At 66.5% G+C, this 16,400-nt stretch carries 14 protein-coding genes, 1 tRNA gene and 1 pseudogene; 7 read left to right on the top strand and 9 right to left on the bottom strand.

Features of this window, described 5'->3' with window-relative positions:
* Positions 1–116: 116 nt before the first annotated feature.
* The gene (locus tag AC1DZT_RS16055) at positions 117–806 is read left to right on the top strand and encodes an SIMPL domain-containing protein (protein WP_478007653.1); all 690 of its coding nucleotides are present in this window, start codon (positions 117–119) and stop codon (positions 804–806) included.
* A gap of 37 nt (positions 807–843) precedes the next feature.
* On the opposite strand, the gene AC1DZT_RS16050 is transcribed toward AC1DZT_RS16055, so the two are convergent.
* The 3 genes from AC1DZT_RS16050 to AC1DZT_RS16040 all read right to left on the bottom strand — a co-directional run bounded on the left by AC1DZT_RS16050 (position 844) and on the right by AC1DZT_RS16040 (position 4,275).
* Complete coding sequence (locus AC1DZT_RS16050; RefSeq protein WP_478007652.1) at positions 844–2,127, bottom strand: O-acetylhomoserine aminocarboxypropyltransferase/cysteine synthase family protein; 1,284 nt, start codon at positions 2,125–2,127, stop codon at positions 844–846.
* A gap of 185 nt (positions 2,128–2,312) precedes the next feature.
* Positions 2,313–3,722, bottom strand: a complete 1,410-nt coding sequence (locus AC1DZT_RS16045; protein WP_478007651.1) for a DUF5939 domain-containing protein — start codon at positions 3,720–3,722, stop codon at positions 2,313–2,315.
* A gap of 109 nt (positions 3,723–3,831) precedes the next feature.
* Positions 3,832–4,275, bottom strand: coding sequence for an Lrp/AsnC family transcriptional regulator (locus tag AC1DZT_RS16040; RefSeq protein WP_478007650.1), 444 nt, complete (start codon positions 4,273–4,275; stop codon positions 3,832–3,834).
* Positions 4,276–4,356: 81 nt separating this feature from the next.
* Between AC1DZT_RS16040 and AC1DZT_RS16035 the strand changes: the two genes are divergently transcribed.
* Complete coding sequence (locus AC1DZT_RS16035) at positions 4,357–4,950, top strand: LysE family translocator (protein ID WP_478007649.1); 594 nt, start codon at positions 4,357–4,359, stop codon at positions 4,948–4,950.
* On the opposite strand, the gene AC1DZT_RS16030 is transcribed toward AC1DZT_RS16035, so the two are convergent.
* The 4 genes from AC1DZT_RS16030 to AC1DZT_RS16015 all read right to left on the bottom strand — a co-directional run bounded on the left by AC1DZT_RS16030 (position 4,947) and on the right by AC1DZT_RS16015 (position 8,243).
* Entirely contained in the window at positions 4,947–6,161 is a 1,215-nt protein-coding gene (locus AC1DZT_RS16030; protein WP_478007648.1) for an alpha-D-ribose 1-methylphosphonate 5-triphosphate diphosphatase, read from the bottom strand. The genes AC1DZT_RS16035 and AC1DZT_RS16030 overlap by 4 nt on opposite strands.
* Before the next feature lie 63 nt (positions 6,162–6,224).
* Positions 6,225–7,220: a hypothetical protein gene (locus AC1DZT_RS16025; protein ID WP_478007647.1), complete on the bottom strand. Its 996-nt coding sequence runs from the start codon at positions 7,218–7,220 to the stop codon at positions 6,225–6,227.
* 72 nt (positions 7,221–7,292) lie between these two features.
* Positions 7,293–8,090 (bottom strand): dimethylarginine dimethylaminohydrolase family protein, encoded by a 798-nt coding sequence (locus AC1DZT_RS16020; protein WP_478007646.1) that lies wholly within the window; start codon positions 8,088–8,090, stop codon positions 7,293–7,295.
* 69 nt (positions 8,091–8,159) lie between these two features.
* A tRNA-Tyr gene (locus tag AC1DZT_RS16015) sits at positions 8,160–8,243 on the bottom strand.
* 115 nt (positions 8,244–8,358) lie between these two features.
* On the opposite strand from AC1DZT_RS16015, the gene rlmB reads away from it, so the two are divergent.
* From rlmB to AC1DZT_RS15990, 5 genes and pseudogenes are all read left to right on the top strand, one after another.
* Positions 8,359–9,153 carry a 23S rRNA (guanosine(2251)-2'-O)-methyltransferase RlmB gene (rlmB, locus tag AC1DZT_RS16010; protein ID WP_478007645.1) on the top strand — a complete coding sequence of 265 codons (795 nt, stop codon included), beginning with the start codon at positions 8,359–8,361 and terminating at the stop codon, positions 9,151–9,153.
* A gap of 223 nt (positions 9,154–9,376) precedes the next feature.
* A pseudogene (locus tag AC1DZT_RS16005) lies at positions 9,377–9,583 on the top strand (CoA-binding protein); the annotation flags it as partial.
* 322 nt (positions 9,584–9,905) lie between these two features.
* Complete coding sequence (gene purQ / locus AC1DZT_RS16000; RefSeq protein ID WP_478007644.1) at positions 9,906–10,574, top strand: phosphoribosylformylglycinamidine synthase subunit PurQ; 669 nt, start codon at positions 9,906–9,908, stop codon at positions 10,572–10,574.
* Positions 10,575–10,630: 56 nt separating this feature from the next.
* Positions 10,631–12,445 carry a sensor histidine kinase gene (locus tag AC1DZT_RS15995; protein ID WP_478007643.1) on the top strand — a complete coding sequence of 605 codons (1,815 nt, stop codon included), beginning with the start codon at positions 10,631–10,633 and terminating at the stop codon, positions 12,443–12,445.
* Positions 12,446–12,452: 7 nt separating this feature from the next.
* The gene (locus AC1DZT_RS15990; protein ID WP_478000060.1) at positions 12,453–13,781 is read left to right on the top strand and encodes a sigma-54-dependent transcriptional regulator; all 1,329 of its coding nucleotides are present in this window, start codon (positions 12,453–12,455) and stop codon (positions 13,779–13,781) included.
* A gap of 35 nt (positions 13,782–13,816) precedes the next feature.
* Here the strand turns inward: AC1DZT_RS15990 and AC1DZT_RS15985 are convergent, their stop codons facing one another.
* Positions 13,817–15,160, bottom strand: a complete 1,344-nt coding sequence (locus AC1DZT_RS15985; protein WP_478007642.1) for a cytochrome P450 — start codon at positions 15,158–15,160, stop codon at positions 13,817–13,819.
* A complete protein-coding gene (locus tag AC1DZT_RS15980) occupies positions 15,157–16,377 on the bottom strand; it encodes a hypothetical protein (protein ID WP_478007641.1) in 1,221 nt (406 codons plus the stop codon). The genes AC1DZT_RS15985 and AC1DZT_RS15980 overlap by 4 nt, the downstream gene beginning before the upstream one ends.
* Between the last annotated feature and the right edge of the window lie 23 nt (positions 16,378–16,400).

The raw sequence follows: 16,400 nt of genomic DNA, 5'->3' as shown, positions 1-16,400 counted from the left end.
CGCGGCCTTCCTACAGCAGGAAATTGCCGAATGAAAGCAAAAGCCAGAGCCGCGCCGAGGATCAGCTTGCGACCGCCGCCTGCGCAGGCAATGACGGGGCCATCATGGAGGTTCAAATGCGTATTCTGACGGTTCTCGCTCTTTCCACGGCCTGCCTTATGCCGATTCCCGTTCTGGCCGATGCGGCCGCAGGCACGATCACCGTGACCGGCAGCGCCACGGTCAACGTGGTGCCGGACATGGCGACCATCACCCTGGGCGTCACCACCAATGGCGACACTGCCGCCGCCGCCATGGCGGCCAACAACGAGGCGGTTTCGGCCGTCATCGCCCGCCTGATCGCGGCCAAGGTCGCCGACCGCGACATGCAGACCTCGAGCCTGTCGGTCAATCCGAACTGGGTGACCAATGCCGCGGGCACTGGCCAGGAGGTCAAGGGCTATGTCGCCTCCAACATGCTGACCGTGCAGATCCGCGCGCTGGACACGACCGGGGCGGTTCTGGATGCGGCGATCACCGACGGGGCCAATACGCTCAACGGGCTGACCTTCGGCGTCGCCGAAGAGCGCCCGGTCGAGGATGAGGCCCGCAAGCGCGCCGTGGCCGATGCCGTCGCCCGCGCCAAGCTTCTGGCCGAGGCTGCGGGCGAGAAGCTCGGCTCCATCGTCTCGATCACCGAGGGTGGCAATGCCCAGCCCTTCCCGGGCGTGATGTTCAAGGCCGCCGATTCCGCCCGTGTGCCGGTGGCGGCGGGCGAGGTCGGGATCTCTTCGACCGTGACCATCGTCTGGCAGTTGACGAACTGAAAACGGGGGGCCGCCGCAAGGGCGGCCCCTTTGCCCCTCAGGCGGTGGCCTTGGTTAGCGCCTGATCCAGATCGGCGATGATGTCGCGCAGATCCTCGATCCCGATCGACAGCCGCACCACATTGGGCGCCGCCCCCGCCGCCACCCGCTGTTCGTCCGACAGCTGGCGGTGCGTGGTCGAGGCGGGATGGATGACCAGGCTGCGCGTGTCGCCGAGGTTGGCGACATGGCTGAAGAGCTTGAGGTTATCCACCAGCTTGACGCAGGCGTCGTAGCCGCCCTTGATCGCGAAGGTGAAGAGGGCCCCGGCGCCGCCCGGGGTGATCATCTTGGCAAGGTTGTGGTAGGGCGAGGATTTGAGGCCGGGATAGGTCACCGCCTCGATCCGCGGGTCGCTTTCCAGCCATTCGGCCACGGCTTGCGCGTTCTGGACATGGCGCTCCATCCGGAGCGGCAGGGTCTCGATCCCCATCAGGGTGTAATGCGCGCCTTGCGGGTTCATCGTCATGCCAAGGTCGCGCAGGCCCACGGCGATGGAGTGGAAGGTGAAGGCCATGCCGCCCAGGGCCGCGTGGAAGTTCAGCCCGTGATAGGCGGGTTCGGGGGCGGCGAGCGAGGGGAACTTGCCCGAGGCCGACCAGTCGAACTTGCCCGAATCCACCACGACGCCGCCGGTCACCGTGCCGTTGCCCGTCAGGTACTTGGTCGCGGAATGGACGACGAGGGTGGCACCATGCTCGATGGGGCGGCAGAGATAGGGGGTGGCCGTGGTGTTGTCCACGATCAGCGGCAGGCCGGCATGGCCCGCCACCCGGGCGATGGCGTCAAGGTCGGAGATCGCGCCGCCGGGGTTGCAGATCGTCTCGCAGAAGAGGGCGCGGGTGTTCTCGTCGATCGCCGCCTCGATCGCTTTCAGGTCATCGAAATCGACCAGCTTGGCCGACCAGCCGAACTTGCGGATCGTGTTGGTGAACTGCTGGATCGTGCCGCCGTAGAGCTTGGTCGAGGCCACGACATTGCAGCCGGGCTGCATCAGGGGAAAGAGCGCCATGATCTGCGCCGCATGGCCGGAGGAGCAGCAGACCGCGCCGGCCCCGCCCTCCAGCGCCGCGACCCGGTTGGCCAGCGCCGAGACGGTCGGGTTGGTCAGGCGCGAGTAGATATAGCCGACCTCCTGCAGGTTGAAGAGTTTGGCCGCATGTTCGGCGTCGCGGAAGACAAAGGCGGTGCTTTGGTAAATCGGCACCTGACGCGCCCCGGTGGCGGGGTCGGGGGCGGTGCCGGCATGGATGGCAAGGGTGTTGAAGGCGTAATCGGACATGGAATCCTCCCTGGACAGGAGGGCAGGCTAGGCGCTCGCGCCCTTGGCATCAATCCGGAACATTGGGGGATTGCACGCGTGCAATCAGGTGCAAGGCCTTGATATGAAAGGAAAGAGAAAAATCTGTTAACCTTTCGTCAGGATTTGGAACCCGGTTTCCCGGGTCCCGGGGCGGGGCCTGCGCCTCAGCTGACCGCGTAAACCGGGATGTCGCGGGCGATGCCGCGCAGGTTCACTTCCTTCAGGACGGGGGTCAGGTGCTTTTCGGCGAAGAGCCTTGCGGCGTCGCTGTCCTCGACGATGGATTTGGTGGCGAAGATCGCCTGGGCATCGGCCAGACCCTGCACCCGCGAGGCGATGTTGACGGTCTGGCCGAAATAATCCTGCCGCTCGTTCAGCGACACCGCGATACAGGGTCCGGCATGCAGCCCGATCTTCAGCAGAAGGTCGTCCCTTCCGCTTTGCGCGTTCAGATCGTTCATCGCCTGCCGCATCCGCAGGGCGGCGGCGGCGGCGCGGCCCGGCATGGCGAAAGTTGCCATCACGGCATCGCCGATGGTCTTGACCACCGCCCCGGCCTCGGCGGCGACGATGTCCTGCAACACCTTGAAATGGGCCTGCACCAGATCGAAGGCGGCCAGATCGCCGACCCGCTCGTAAAGCTCGGTCGAGCCGCGCAGATCGGTGAAGAGGAAGGTGAGGCTGGTGATCTTCAACCGCTGGTCGATGGTCAGCGTATTGGTGCGGTAGAGGTCGCGGAAGGTCTGGTTGGACAGAAGGCGCTTGGCGGTCAGATAGGGCCGTCGCGCCGCAAGGAAGGCGTGCAGCACATCGCCGGCCAGCATCACGGCGGGCAGGGCGCGGGTCTCGGTCCGGTTTTCCAGCGTCAGCCGCAGCGGGCCGGGGCGCAGGGGAATCTCGCGGCTGTGCTGGTGGTCGCGGTCGTAAAGAATGCTCAGCGATTGCCGCTCGCGCACCGGCTCGCCCGTCACCGGCACGAATTGCACGGCATGGGTGACCGGATCGAAGACGATGACATAGCCCTCGGGCAGGGTCAGCGACATGACGGCACGTTCGCCCGGTGCGAGTTCCAGCGTATCGAGCACGGCTTCGTCAAGCAGGGCCTGCATCCGCTCATCCGTGACATCGACCCAGGAGCCGAGATACATGCTGCGCATGAATTCGGCGAAGGGCAGTTCCTCTGGCCGATGCGCGGCGATGCGGCGGATGCGCGGGCTGACAGTGAAGGTCACCTCGATCAGGTCGTCGAGCGTGGGGGCGTAGTCGGAGGAGCAGAGCGCGCAGTTGTATTCGGGTTTGACCAGGGTCTTCAGCGAGGCATTGGTGTCCAAGACCCCGCCGCAGCCCGGGCAGAGGACGTTCCACGACATCTCGAAGAGGCCAAGTGCCGTGGCGTGAAGAAAGCCGTTGATCGCCTGCTCTTCCTCCAGCCCGGCCTTGCTGGCAAAGGCGGGCACGTTCACCCGGTTCAGCTCGCGGTCGGCGCCGTCGCGAATCAGCGCCTCGATCGCGGTGGCAACGCCGGGTTCCGCGGCCTGCCGCAACAGCCCGAAGAGGGCGTCGGTATCTTCCATCCTGTCATCCTCCACGTCGGCCCGGGCGGCGTCGCCACCCTTCCAGTCATGGCCGCCCGATGATGCGCCCTTGGCCGCCGAAAAGCAATTCCGCTGCCATGCAGGCGGCTTAGGCCCGGTCGTCCTTGGGACTGTCCATCACGACGAAGGTGGTGATGGCATGGACCTGTGGCAAGGTGCCGAGGATCTCTGTGTGCCAATGTTTGTAATGCGCCAGATCGCGCGCCTCGACCCGCAGGAGATATTCGACGGTGCCGGTGACATTGTGACACTCGCGCACCTCGGCCACGCGGGAGACGGCGCGCTCGAAAGCCTCCTGCGCGGCCTTGGTGTGGCTGTTGAGACCCACCGTGACATAGGCAAGAAAGCCGAGGCCCAGCTTGTCGGGGTCTATCACGGCGCGGTAGCCCTTGATGACGCCCTCGCGTTCGAGGTCCTGCACCCGGCGCAGGCAGGCCGAGGGCGAGAGGCCGACACGCTCTGCCAGGTCCAGGTTGGAGATGCGGCCGTCCTGCGACAGGACACGCAATATCCGGTGGTTGATTTCGTCCATCTTCGCCATTTGTTGCGAAATATGCGGGATATGGCGTCAAATTGCAACCAAATGCGGCGGGAAATGCCGAATGATTGCGCGATGACACATGACCTGATGCTTGCCCTGATCTCTTTCGCCTTCGTCTCTTCGGTGACGCCGGGGCCGAACAACCTGATGCTGATGGCCTCGGGCGCCAATTTCGGCTTTGGCCGTACGGTGCCGCATATGCTGGGGATCAGCTTTGGTGCGGCGGTGATGGTGTTTCTGTTCGGCATGGGGGTGGCGGGGCTGTTCCTGGCGCTGCCCTCGGCCAAGCTGGGGCTGAAGCTGGTCTCGGTCGGTTACATGCTGTGGCTGGCCTGGAAGATCGCCACCTCGGCGGCGCCGCAGGCGGGGCAGGCCAAGGCGCGGCCGATGAGCTTCCTGCAGGCGGCGGCGTTTCAATGGGTCAATCCCAAGGCCTGGTTCATGGCGCTGGGGATCGTCACGGTCTATGCCAAGGACAGTTCGCTGCCGGCGATCCTGCTGGTCTGCGCGGTGCTGGCCTGCGTGAACCTGCCCGCGATCTCGGTCTGGGCCTTGGCGGGCGAGAGGTTGCGGCACTGGCTCGGCAACCCGCGGCGGTTGTGGGCGTTCAACTGGACGATGGCGGGGCTGCTGGTCCTGTCGCTCTGGCCGGTGCTGACGGTCTAGGCGAGGGGTTGGGCGGCATAGGCGCTGCGGCCCGCGACGAGGGTCTGGCGCGGCGCCGGGGTGCCGCCTTCGGGCCAGTCGAGCAGCACGAGGTCGGCACGCTGGCCCGGCGCGATCTCGCCCCGGTCGCTGAGACCCGAGGCACGGGCCGGATTGGTCGAAACCAGCTTCCAGAGGTCGGGCAGGCTGGTCTTGCCCTCGGCCTTGAGCCTCGCCACGGCGGTCAGCATGGCGGGGTAGAAATAGTCCGAGGCGAGGATGTCGCAAAGCCCGGCCGCCAGCATCTCGGCCGCGCCGGGGGAGCCGAGGTGGCTGCCGCCCCGCGCCGCATTGGGGGCGCCGAAGATGATCCAGTCGCCGCCAGCGCGGGCGGCTTCGGCGGCGGCAAGGTTCATCGGAAACTCGCAAAGACGCGAGCCAAGCCCTTGATAATAGGCGCGGGTTTCAACCTGCGTGTCGTCGTGGCTGAGCATCGGGACACCTGCCGCCCGGCCCTTGGCGGCCACATCGGCGATGTTGCCGGGCACCTCGGGGCGGCGGGCCCAGACCTGGGTGATGAGGGCGACATAATCGGGTTGGCTCAGGCCAGACCGCTTGGCGCGGTCGGCCATCTTGGTCGCGAAGGCTGCGCTGGACATGTCGGTGACCGGAAAGCCGGGGTCATGGTCGAAAGGGCGCTGTTGCAGCGGCGTGGCAGGGTCGAGCACGGCCATAGAGGTGTGGTCGTTGAAGGCGATGGCGGGGGCGAGGGCACCGGCAAGGGCCTGTTCGATCAGCGGCAGCGCCTCGAAACAGAAGGTCTCCCACCGCAGCTGCACGCGGTTTTCCACCGTCAGGCGCGGGGCGAGGCGCTCCAGCCCCTCCACCACGGCGCGGGCGGTGGCGAGCGAGCGCAGGCCGGGCTCCCAGCTCAGCGTCAGGGCGTGGTAGGCGGTGGCGATGCCATTGGCGGCCAACTGGCGGTCGGTTTCCAGAAGCGCCGCCTCCAGCGGGAAGTCGACACCGGGGCGCGGCATCAGCTGGCGTTCGAAGGCGTCGCCGTGGATATCGACCATCGCGGGGGCGAGGATCAGGCCCTTGGCGTCGATCACCCGCGCGCCATCGCGCGGGGCATCGAGCCCGGTGATCACCCCATCCGCCACGCGGACCGAAACTTGCGCGATGCGGTCGGACAGGACCACGCTTGCGCCTTCATAAACCACGGCTTCCATATTCTTCCCCGATTCCAAGGCTGTCCTTGTGCGGCAAGGAGATGACAGGCGGGTGACAAAGGCCTAACGCAGCCAGAGCCCCTCGCGTTTCAAGGTGTTGCGGATCGCCTGTTCGCGGTGGGGCAGGTTGGCGCGGTCAAACAGCGCCCGCGCCTTGGCGCCCTTGCCCTGATAGAGCATGCGGCGGAAGGGCTCATATTCCCGGATCACCTTCTTGACGGCATTGCGCCCGGCGACCTCCTCCAGCACCTCGACCGCCAGATCGCTTTCGCGGGCGTAAAGCAGGGGCAGGGTGCGGTAATGGCAGGTCACGTCGCCGTCCATCCCGGCCAGTTCCGGCCCCGGACGCCCGCCGCCGAAGGAATGGATGACAAGGGGCAAAGCGACCTGGTCAAGCCAGGGGTTCATCTCCTGGCAGACCAGCGTCTCGGGCGGGGCATGGGCGATCTCGGCGGCATAGGACTGGAACCTTGCGCCAAATTCCTGTGCGTTTTCATGGAAGAACCAGCCGGCGTTGAAGTAGAGGTAACGCTGCCAGTATTCATCCGGCTGGCCGAGGTCGAGCGAGGTCGCATAGTCCAGCCCGAAGCGGTCGTAGAGCGATTTCCAGATCTCGCCGTAGCCGGGGCCGTAAAGCTCGATCTGCGGCCAGGTCCCCTCGCGCCGCATCGAGGCGGAGGGGCGGGTGAAGTCGAAGGTCACCCGGTCGAAGGGGTTCAGGATCAGCGTGTCGCTGTCGAGAAACAGGAAGGGGGCGGCGGGCATTTCGCGCAGCGCCTCGATCTTGTTGCCATAGGGATAGGCGGTGCCGAAAAGCCGGCTCTCGAAGGGCAGGAAGGTGGCGCCGAGGTCGGTGAGAAGGCCGCGCAGGGCAGGGTCGGTCAGGCGCGGGTCGCCCGACCAGCGCGGGCCGGGCTGCGGTTCGGCGAGGAAGACTGCGCCGGGGAAATCGGGGTCGCGGGCGCGCAGCGAGGCGAGCATCAGTGCCGCCTCATAGGCCAGCCGCCCGGACTGGGCGATGGCCAGGATGTTGAATTTCTGCCGCGCCGTTTGGGTCATCACTGCGCCTCCGCTTCGGCCCAATCACCCTTGCAGAGCGGGGGGAAAGTCAAGGGCCGGTCAGGGTTTGCCTCAGGGCTTGGGCGTGAAACGCAGGGACAGGCAAGACATGCCGCCGTCGAGTTTGGCACATTCGGAATTGCCGATCTCGCGCACCGTATAGCCCGCCGCCACCAGCGAATCGCGGGTGCGCGGGAAGCCTTGCGGCATCACCACCAGATCGTTGAAGCGGATCGCATTGGCGCAGGCCTCTTCCCCCGGCGCGGTATGGATCACCCTGTAGCGGTCGAAACAGCCCGAAGCGGCAAGGCGTTCGGTGGACAGCACCGTCTCGGCATCGAGAAGCGAGCAATCGGTCTTGAAGTGCAGAACGCCGGGCGGGGTGAAGACCTCGCGCACCTTGTGGCCCCAATCGGCGACCTTGGCGGTCAGTTCGGCAATGCCTGCGCCATTGGTGCGGGCCGAGCGGCCGACGAGGATCTCGGCCTCGGTCACCAGGATATCGCCGCCTTCGATGAAGCTTTCGGCTCCCTCGATCCGGCGGATGTCGCCGTAAAGCTTGGCCAGATGCGGCGCCATCTCAGCCGCCTCGCCCAGACGGGTCGGCGCACCGGGGCGCATCACCACGGCGCCTTCGGGCAGGCAAAGTGCTGTATCCTCGACGAAGACCGAATCCGGGAAAGCCTCCAAAGCCTCGAGCTCGATCACCGTGGCCCCGGTCGACCGCAGGGCGGCGCTGTAATCGGCGTGGTGCTGCAGCATCAGCGCCAGCGAGGGCGCACCGGTATCGACCGCGCGCAGACCTTCTATGATCGAGGCGGCGGGTTTGCGGGTGATGGCATGGGTGAAGCGGAAGGACCGGTCGGACATTGCAAAGGCCTCATGAAGGGTCAGGGCTACTGCCCTGCCTCATGTTGCCTCGGCAATAAACCGGTAGAATGGTGGGCGACCCTGGAATCGAACCAGGCGTGAGTCGCCTCGGGGGAGTTACAGTCCCCTGCCACACCTTGTAGCATGTCGCCCACTGAGCGGGGGGAATAAACAAGGGGCGCGGGGGCGTCAAGAGGGGCAATTGCGAAGGTTTCAGCTTGCGTGAAATCCTTTGGGGGGCCAAATGGATGCCAAATGCGAGGGCGATATGAGCGGTTATACTGGCAATACCAAACCCAGCTGGGTTGTAGACAAGGAACGCAACAAGCGGGCCGAGGCGAAGGAAACCCTGTGGCTCTTCGGGATCCATGCGGTGCGCGACGCGCTGTTGAACCCCAACCGCGAGAAGTTGCGGCTGGTCCTGACCAAGAACGCCGCCGACCGTCTGGCCGATGCGCTGCCCGGCGCGGGGATCGAGCCGGAAATCGTCGACCCGCGCAAATTCTCGGTGCCGATCGCCGAGGATTCGGTGCACCAGGGCGCGGCGATGGAGGTCAAGCCGCTGAACTGGGGCAAGCTTGAGGACATCTGCATCTCGGGCAAGGGCAATGCGCTGGTGGTCTGTCTGGACCGGGTGACCGATCCGCATAACGCCGGCGCCGTCCTGCGCTCGGCCGAGGTGTTCGGTGCAAGGGCGGTGATCGCCCCGCGCCACCATTCGGCACCGGAAACCGGGGCCCTGGCCAAGACCGCCTCGGGCGCGCTGGAACGCCAGCCCTATCTGCGGGTGACCAACCTCGCCGATTCGATGCAGAGCCTGCGCGAGATGGGCTATGTGCTGATCGGGCTGGACGGCGAGGGCACCGTGACCCTGGCCGAGGCGATGGCCGATGCCGGCAGCCGCGCCGTGGCGCTGGTGATGGGGGCCGAGGGGCCGGGCCTGCGCGAGAAGACCCGCGAGACCTGCGATGTCATCGCGCGGATCCCCTTCGCGGATGCTTTCGGCTCGCTCAACGTCTCCAACGCGGCGGCAATCGCGCTTTACGCGGCCTCGGTCCGCTAGACGGGCTGTTAGACGGGCTGTGCGCCAAAAGGCGCAGCGGCGAAAAAGCTGCGCGGCGCACGGGTTCGTGATGTTTTTTAACAATCCTTCCCCTTTAAAGCCGCCCGCGCAACTTTATATCAGGGATGAAGGCCGGCCCGGAACGCCCCCTTCGTTCACTGTCCCTCGTTCCACACTGGCGCCCGGCCCCAAGCTCGGGCGCCTTTTTCTTGGGAATGGCCCGATGCCAGACGATGCGACCTTACGTAAAATCCTGACCGAAACCAAGGTGATAGCCCTGGTTGGCTGGTCGCCCAACCCGGCGCGGCCCAGCCATGGCGTGGCAGCCTTCCTCGCCCGGCGCGGCTATCGGGTGATCCCGGTCAACCCCGGGCAGGCGGGCCAGGTCACCGCCTGGGGCGAAACCGTCCGCGCCCGCCTCTCCGACATCACCCCCCCCCCCCCCCCCCCCCCCCCCCCCCCCCCCCCCCCCCCCCCCCCCCCCCCCCCCCCCCCCCCCCCCCCCCCCCCCCCCCCCCCCCCCCCCCCCCCCCCCCCCCCCCCCCCCCCCCCCCCCCCCCCCCCCCCCCCCCCCCCCCCCCCCCCCCCCCCCCCCCCCCCCCCCCCCCCCCCCCCCCCCCCCCCCCCCCCCCCCCCCCCCCCCCCCTTCCGCCGGCAGGGACGCCGATAGCATGGCCGCCCTGCACCTTCCCCCTCTGGCATGGCCCGGCGCTTTGCGTTAAGGGGACCTCATCCCAAAATGGAGCGCCCGGATGAAAGCCGCCGTCATCACCTTCCCCGGTTCCAACTGCGACCGCGATCTTGCGGTGGCCTTCGAAAAGGCCGGCTTCAAGGTCGCGCGTGTCTGGCACAAGGACACCGATCTGCCGGCCGGCACCGATGTGGTGGGTCTGCCGGGTGGCTTCTCCTTCGGCGATTACCTGCGCTGCGGCGCCATCGCGGCGCAATCGCCGGTGGCGCTGGCGGTCAAGGCCCATGCCGAGCGGGGCGGCTTCGTCCTTGGCGTCTGCAACGGCTTTCAGGTCCTGACCGAGATGCACCTTCTTCCCGGCGCTTTGATGCGCAATGCCGGGCTGAAATTCGTCTGCCGCACGGTGGATCTGCGGGTCGCCACCACCCATTCCGCCTTCACCTGCGGCTATGGGCGGGGCCAGGAAATCAAGGTGCCGATCGCCCATCACGACGGCAATTACACGATCGACGCCGAGGGTCTGAAAGCCCTGCAGGATCAGGACCGCATCGCCTTCACCTATGTGCAGAACCCCAATGGCGCCACGGCGGATATCGCCGGGGTCCTCTCCTCCAACCGCCGGGTTCTGGGCCTGATGCCCCACCCCGAACGCGTGGTCGAGGCGGCGCAGGGCGGCACCGATGGCGCCACGGTCTTCGCCAGCCTGATGGGCGGGATGGCGCTGGCCTGAGCCGCTTTCCCGGCCCCCGGCTTGAGGTGGCCCGGGCAGGGGCCTAGATTTCGGCCATGAGAAAGACCACCTCCCGCCCGTCGCGCCCTGACTCGTTCAGAGGCGAGCGCAACCAGCGCAGCGCCTTCTGGGGCAAGCTGGCGGTCGTGGTCGTGGTCCTTGTCGCCATCGGCGTCGTGCTGATCACCAACCGCTGGCTCTCGGAACGTTTCACCGAAACCACCCGCAACAAGGCCGAACTGCGGCTGGCGCTTTACTCCGGCAACGTCGTCTCGGAACTGCAGCGCACCTCGGTGGTGCCCTTGCTCCTCTCGCGCGACCCGGCGATTTCCGAGGCGCTGATGAAGGGCGACTTCTCGCGCACCACGCAGCGCCTGGTCCAGGTCCAGGCCGATATCGGCGTCGCCTCGATCCTGCTTCTGGACAGTTCCGGGCGCACCGTGGGGGCGACCAACCGCAACCTTCTGGGCAGCAATTACCGCAACGCCGATTTCTACGTCGCCGCCGCACGCTCGGTCGATACGGTGTTTTCGGCGGTGGAGCGTGACGGCGGCGGCTATGACTTCACCTATTCCCGCGTCGTCGTGGTGGATGGCAAGACCAAGGGCGTCATCGTGGTGGCGGTCGATCTGATGAAGTTCGAACGCGCCTGGGCGGCTTTGCAGGACGTGGTCCTCGTCACCGATTCGGAAGGCCGGGTGATCCTGTCGACCGAGCCGCGCTGGCGCGGGCAGATGGTGGAAACCGCGATTGCGGCGCATGACCGGCCCTCGGCCTTCGACCTTGCGCTGAACCGGGCGCTGTCGGTGACCTCGGATCTGACGCAGAACCGGCCCGACACCTATCTGCGCGGCGTGGCGGTTTTGCGCACCGACAACCGGATGACCTTCCGCGGCTGGCGGATGGCCAGCTTCACCGCCTATGATTCGGTGCGCGAGAAGGTGAACGGGATTCTCGCGCTGGAGATCATGGGTTTTGCGATCCTCGCCGCCCTGACCTTCTACCTTCTGTCGCGCCGGGCTTGGTCGCAGACCCTGTCCTTCCGGCGCGAATCGCTGGAACTGCGCCAGCTGAACGCCCGCCTGCAGCGCGAGATTGCCGAGCGCGAGAAGGTCCAGAAGGACCTTGCCGTGGCCGAACAGACCCTGGCGCAATCCTCCAAGCTTGCGGCCCTGGGCGAGATGTCGGCCGCGGTCAGCCACGAGCTGAACCAGCCGCTCGCCGCGATGAAGACCTATCTCGCCGGCGCCAGATTGTTGTTGCAGCGCAAGCGGATGGAGGAGGCGCTCTCCTCCTTCCAGCGGATCGATGACCTGATCGACCGGATGGGCGCGATCACAAGGCAGCTGAAGAGCTATGCCCGCAAGGGCGGCGAGGCCTTCGAGCCGGTGGACCTGCGGCTCTGCCTGTCTTCGGCGCTGGCGATGATGGAACCGCAACTGAAGTTGCGCGTTGTGAAGATCACACGGTCGATCCCGCGGCAGGCGGTCATGGTGATGGCGGACCGGCTTCGTCTCGAACAGGTGATCATCAACCTGTTGCGCAACGCGCTGGATGCGATCAAAGACACGAGGGAACCCCAGATCGATCTGGTGCTTGCGGCTGGAGAGGCCGCCACGCTCAGCGTGCGCGACAACGGCCACGGCATCGCCGATCTGGTGAACCTGTTTGAACCTTTCTACACGACCAAGAAGGCGGGCGAGGGCATTGGTCTGGGGCTGGCGATCAGCTCTGGCATCGTCACCGATCTTGGCGGCCGTTTGACCGCGCGCAATGCCGAAACCGGTGGCGCGGTCTTTGAAATGCAACTCCCGATCCTGATGCCCGATGTGGGCGAGGACCGCGGGTCAGACGTAAAAGCAGCGGAATGAGGAATTGATGGCGCGGGCAATGAAAGTGGCAATCGTCGACGACGAGGCCGATATGCGGCAATCCATCAGCCAATGGCTGGCCTTGTCAGGCTTTGACACCGAAACCTTCCCCTCGGCGGAGGAGGCCCTGAAATCGATCGGGCCAGAGTTTCCTGGGGTGATCGTGTCCGACATCAAGATGCCGGGCATGGATGGCATGGCCTTCCTGAAACGGCTGATGGGGATGGATTCGGGTCTGCCGGTCATCCTGATCACCGGCCACGGCGATGTGCCGATGGCGGTGGAGGCGATGCGGGTGGGGGCCTATGACTTCCTCGAGAAGCCCTTCAACCCGGACCGGATGACCGAGCTGGCCAAGAAGGCCACCCAGGCGCGGCGGATGACCCTGGACAACCGCGCTTTGCGCAAGGAATTGTCCGACGGCTCGGTCCTGATGAAGAAGCTGATCGGCACCAGCCCGGTGATGGAGCGGTTGCGCGAGGATATCCTCGATATCGGCCAGGCCGATGCGCATGTGCTGATCGACGGCGAAACCGGCACCGGCAAGACCCTGGTGGCGCATGCGCTGCATGCCGTGGGGCCGCGGGCGGGCAAGAAGTTCGTCACCATCTCCTGCGCCGCCTGGTCGGAGGATCAGCTGGCGACGCGTCTTTTCGGGCCGGCCGAGGATGGGACGATCCCGATGGTGGAAGAGGCCCGCGGCGGCACGATCTGCCTTGAGGATATCGAGGCCCTGTCCGGGGCGATGCAGGCGCGTCTGCTGACGCTGATCAACGAACAGGGCACGCCGCCCGAGACAAGGATCATCGCGATCTGCAACCATCACGCGCCCGACAAGACGCTGGAGGACACGCTGCGCCCGGATCTGTTCTACCGTCTGGGTGCCATGACCATCGTCCTGCCGCCCTTGCGGTCGCGGGGCGAGGATATCCTGACCCTCTTCAACCGCCTGACCGAGCAATTCTCGGAAGAATACGGCTGCGAGGCGCCGCAGGTGACGGCACAGGAAGCGGCGCAGCTGCTGCAGGCGCCCTGGCCGGGCAATGTGCGGCAGCTGGTCAATATCGCCGAGCGGGCGGTGTTGCAGAACCGGCGCGGCTCGGGCTCGATCGCCTCGCTTCTGATGGCCGACAACGAGGCTGCCGGCCCCGCGCTGACGACCGAGGGCAAGCCCTTGAAGGATTATGTGGAAGCCTTCGAACGCATGCTGATCGACAACACGATGCGGCGCCACAAGGGCTCCATCGTCGCGGTGATGGAAGAGCTGTGCCTGCCGCGCCGGACCCTCAACGAGAAAATGGCCAAATACGGCCTGCAACGCCAGGACTACGTCTAAGTCAACGGGGGCGCGGGGGTGGTAAACCCCCGCCCTTACCTTCTGCTGATCCGCAACCAGATCCCATCCCTGGCCCGCACCGTCAGATGCGCCACCGGCACCGGGATATTCTCGGCGATCGCCTCAAAGCGGAAGCGTCTGACCAGCAACGCCAGCAACAGCGTCCCCTCCACCATCGCAAATCCCGCGCCCGGACAGACCCTCGGGCCTGCAGAGAAGGGCATGTAGGCCTCTCGTGCGGAGGTGCGGTTGCCTTCGGTCGTCCAGCGGTCGGGGTCGAAGCTGTCGGGTTCGGGCCAGAAGCGGTCGTGGCGGTGCAGGTGCCAGGGCGAGAGGACGACTTGTGCGCCGGGGGCGACGTGGCGGCCTCGGAAGTCCTCGGGTTTCGTGGTTTCGCGCACCATCATCGGGACGGAGGGGTAAAGGCGCAAAGCCTCGCGGAAGGTGTCGCGGGTGAATTTGAGGTGGGCGAGGGCGGCGAAATCGGCGGTTTCGGGCAGGGTGGCGGCTTCTGTCGCGACGCGGGCCTGCGCCTCGGGATGGGTGGCGAGGAGGTAAAGCGTCCAGGCGAGGGCGGAGGCAGAGGTTTCGTGACCGGCAAGGAAGAAGATCGCGACCTGATCGACCATCTCGCTGGTCTCAAAGCATTTTCCCGTCAAAGGGTCGGGCGTGGTCATGATCTTGGTGGCCAGATCATCCGGGGCCTCGCCTGCCGTGATGGCCTTGGCGCGGGCCTCGGTCAGGCAGGTGATGAGACCGCGGATGATCCGGGCCGAGCGTTTGGTGGCCTTGCGGTGAAAACGCGGGAACCAGCGGGGCAGGGGCAGGAAGGCCGCGAGGTTCAGGATTGGCTGGCTGCGCTGATAGGCCTTGAACTCGGTGAAGGTGGCGGCGGCGATCTCGTGTTCGATCGGGATGGAAAAGAGGGTGCGGAAGATCACGTCGGCGGCGGCGTGGCTGGTGTGTTCCTCGATCTCGACGCGGCCCTCGGGGAGACGGGCCACGGCGGCCTCGCCCGCGGCCCAGATCGCGGGAAGGGCGTCGCGGATGCGGCCGCCTTCGAAGGCGGGGTCGATGATCCGGCGCTGGCGTTTCCACACCTCGCCATTGGTCACAAAGACCGACTGGCCGAGGAGGGGGCGCAACCCCTCGGCCACGCGCATCGACTTCGGGAAGTCGTCGGGCCGCTCGCTGAGGACGCGGGCGATCAGGGCCGGGTCGTTGATCAGGTAGCTGCGGAAGAAGGGGGTGCGAAACTCCGCCATCCAGGCGTGGTAGAGGCGCGCCGGCTGGGCCGAGAGGATATCGGCGCGGAACAGCTTCAAGTAGCGCCAGAGCGAGACCTTGTCGGGCCGGGCTTGCGGCTTGGGCGGGGTCACATCGACCGCCAGGGCGAGAGGGGCGTCTCGATCCGCGATTTCGACGGGGCGCGGTCGCGGTAGCGGTCGGCGAGGGTCAGGGGGCCAGCGGTGATCTGGAAATAATCATAATCGCCGGGCCGGTCAAAGGCGCAAAGATATTGAAAATGCAGGCGAAAAAACCGCCAGCGCAGCGCGGCCCAGCGTTCGGGCGACAGCGTCTGCGTGAAGGCGGCAGAGATGACGAGGGGCCAGATCTTGCCCTCGGGTGCCACGCCGGTCACCGCAACCGGATCACAGAGCGCAAAGGCGCAGCCGTCGCCGGGGGCGGTGACATCGACCCAGGTGATCTCGGGCCGGGCGGAAAGATAGGCCAGATCGGCGCGCAACCGCCGCGCCTTTGGCAGGAAAGAGACCATCGGCACCACCTGGCCGAGGCTCAGAAACCCCAGAGCGGGGCGCGGCTCTGGCAGGCCCGCGCGCAGGATGTCGGAGAGGATCGACACCGCCAGATGCGCGCCGGAGGAATGGCCGACCACCAGAACCTCGTCACAATCCTGCAGGGCGGCGCGGATGCGGGTGGCAAATTCGGCCATCCGTGCCTCGAGCTCGGGGGGATTGGCGCCGCCGGATTGGGCGGAATAGGCGTAGTCGTGCATCAGGTAATAGGCGAAAAGCCGGTTGTCGTGGCGCCGGAAGCTGCGCAGGATCAGCGCGGGCAAGGGCAGGCCCGCCATCAGGCCCAGAAGCGGATGCACCGTGGCCCCGATCCGGTAAAGCCCGTAGCCAAGGCCCAAAGCCACGGCCAGTTGCAACAGCAGCATCCCGATCGGGTAAAGCGCCGCAATCATCGGCCCCTTGCGCAGCCGCATCAAGCGGAAGAGGGCGCCCGAACCGATATAGGCCCAGGCGGTGCGCAGAAGCTGGACATAGGTCGCGAGAATTCCCTGCTCCATCGAGCCGCGGACGATGTCGGACCAGACCAGAACCTCGAACTCCACCTCGGTCGGGCGGCCCATCGCGCCCTCGACCCGCCAGCCATAGGGGCCACCGCCTTTGCGCGGCAGAAGCTTCAGCCCATAGCCCGAGATTTCGGCCTGGGCGGCACCCTCTTTCCGGTAAAGCTCGCGGTAACGGCGGGGATGGATCGGGTCATAGCCGGGAATATAGAACACCTTGCGGCGGAAAGCGGGCTCCGCCGGTTGGGTCGTCCTTGTCTCTGAAATCACTGGTTCCATCGCGGCCTCCGCGCCACTCTGCG

The organism is Rhodobacter sp. P1_C2, from assembly GCF_056406375.1.
Note: the sequence above shows the minus strand (reverse complement) of the source record. Positions and strands in the feature narration are given on the sequence as shown.

Coding starts and splice junctions, on each gene's coding strand:
- AC1DZT_RS16055 (WP_478007653.1), top strand. CDS start 117: ATGCGTATTCTGACGGTTCTCGCTCTTTCCACGGCCTGCCTTATGCCG.
- AC1DZT_RS16050 (WP_478007652.1), bottom strand. CDS start 2,127: ATGTCCGATTACGCCTTCAACACCCTTGCCATCCATGCCGGCACCGCC.
- AC1DZT_RS16045 (WP_478007651.1), bottom strand. CDS start 3,722: ATGGAAGATACCGACGCCCTCTTCGGGCTGTTGCGGCAGGCCGCGGAA.
- AC1DZT_RS16040 (WP_478007650.1), bottom strand. CDS start 4,275: ATGGACGAAATCAACCACCGGATATTGCGTGTCCTGTCGCAGGACGGC.
- AC1DZT_RS16035 (WP_478007649.1), top strand. CDS start 4,357: ATGACACATGACCTGATGCTTGCCCTGATCTCTTTCGCCTTCGTCTCT.
- AC1DZT_RS16030 (WP_478007648.1), bottom strand. CDS start 6,161: ATGGAAGCCGTGGTTTATGAAGGCGCAAGCGTGGTCCTGTCCGACCGC.
- AC1DZT_RS16025 (WP_478007647.1), bottom strand. CDS start 7,220: ATGACCCAAACGGCGCGGCAGAAATTCAACATCCTGGCCATCGCCCAG.
- AC1DZT_RS16020 (WP_478007646.1), bottom strand. CDS start 8,090: ATGTCCGACCGGTCCTTCCGCTTCACCCATGCCATCACCCGCAAACCC.
- rlmB (WP_478007645.1), top strand. CDS start 8,359: ATGAGCGGTTATACTGGCAATACCAAACCCAGCTGGGTTGTAGACAAG.
- purQ (WP_478007644.1), top strand. CDS start 9,906: ATGAAAGCCGCCGTCATCACCTTCCCCGGTTCCAACTGCGACCGCGAT.
- AC1DZT_RS15995 (WP_478007643.1), top strand. CDS start 10,631: ATGAGAAAGACCACCTCCCGCCCGTCGCGCCCTGACTCGTTCAGAGGC.
- AC1DZT_RS15990 (WP_478000060.1), top strand. CDS start 12,453: ATGGCGCGGGCAATGAAAGTGGCAATCGTCGACGACGAGGCCGATATG.
- AC1DZT_RS15980 (WP_478007641.1), bottom strand. CDS start 16,377: ATGGAACCAGTGATTTCAGAGACAAGGACGACCCAACCGGCGGAGCCC.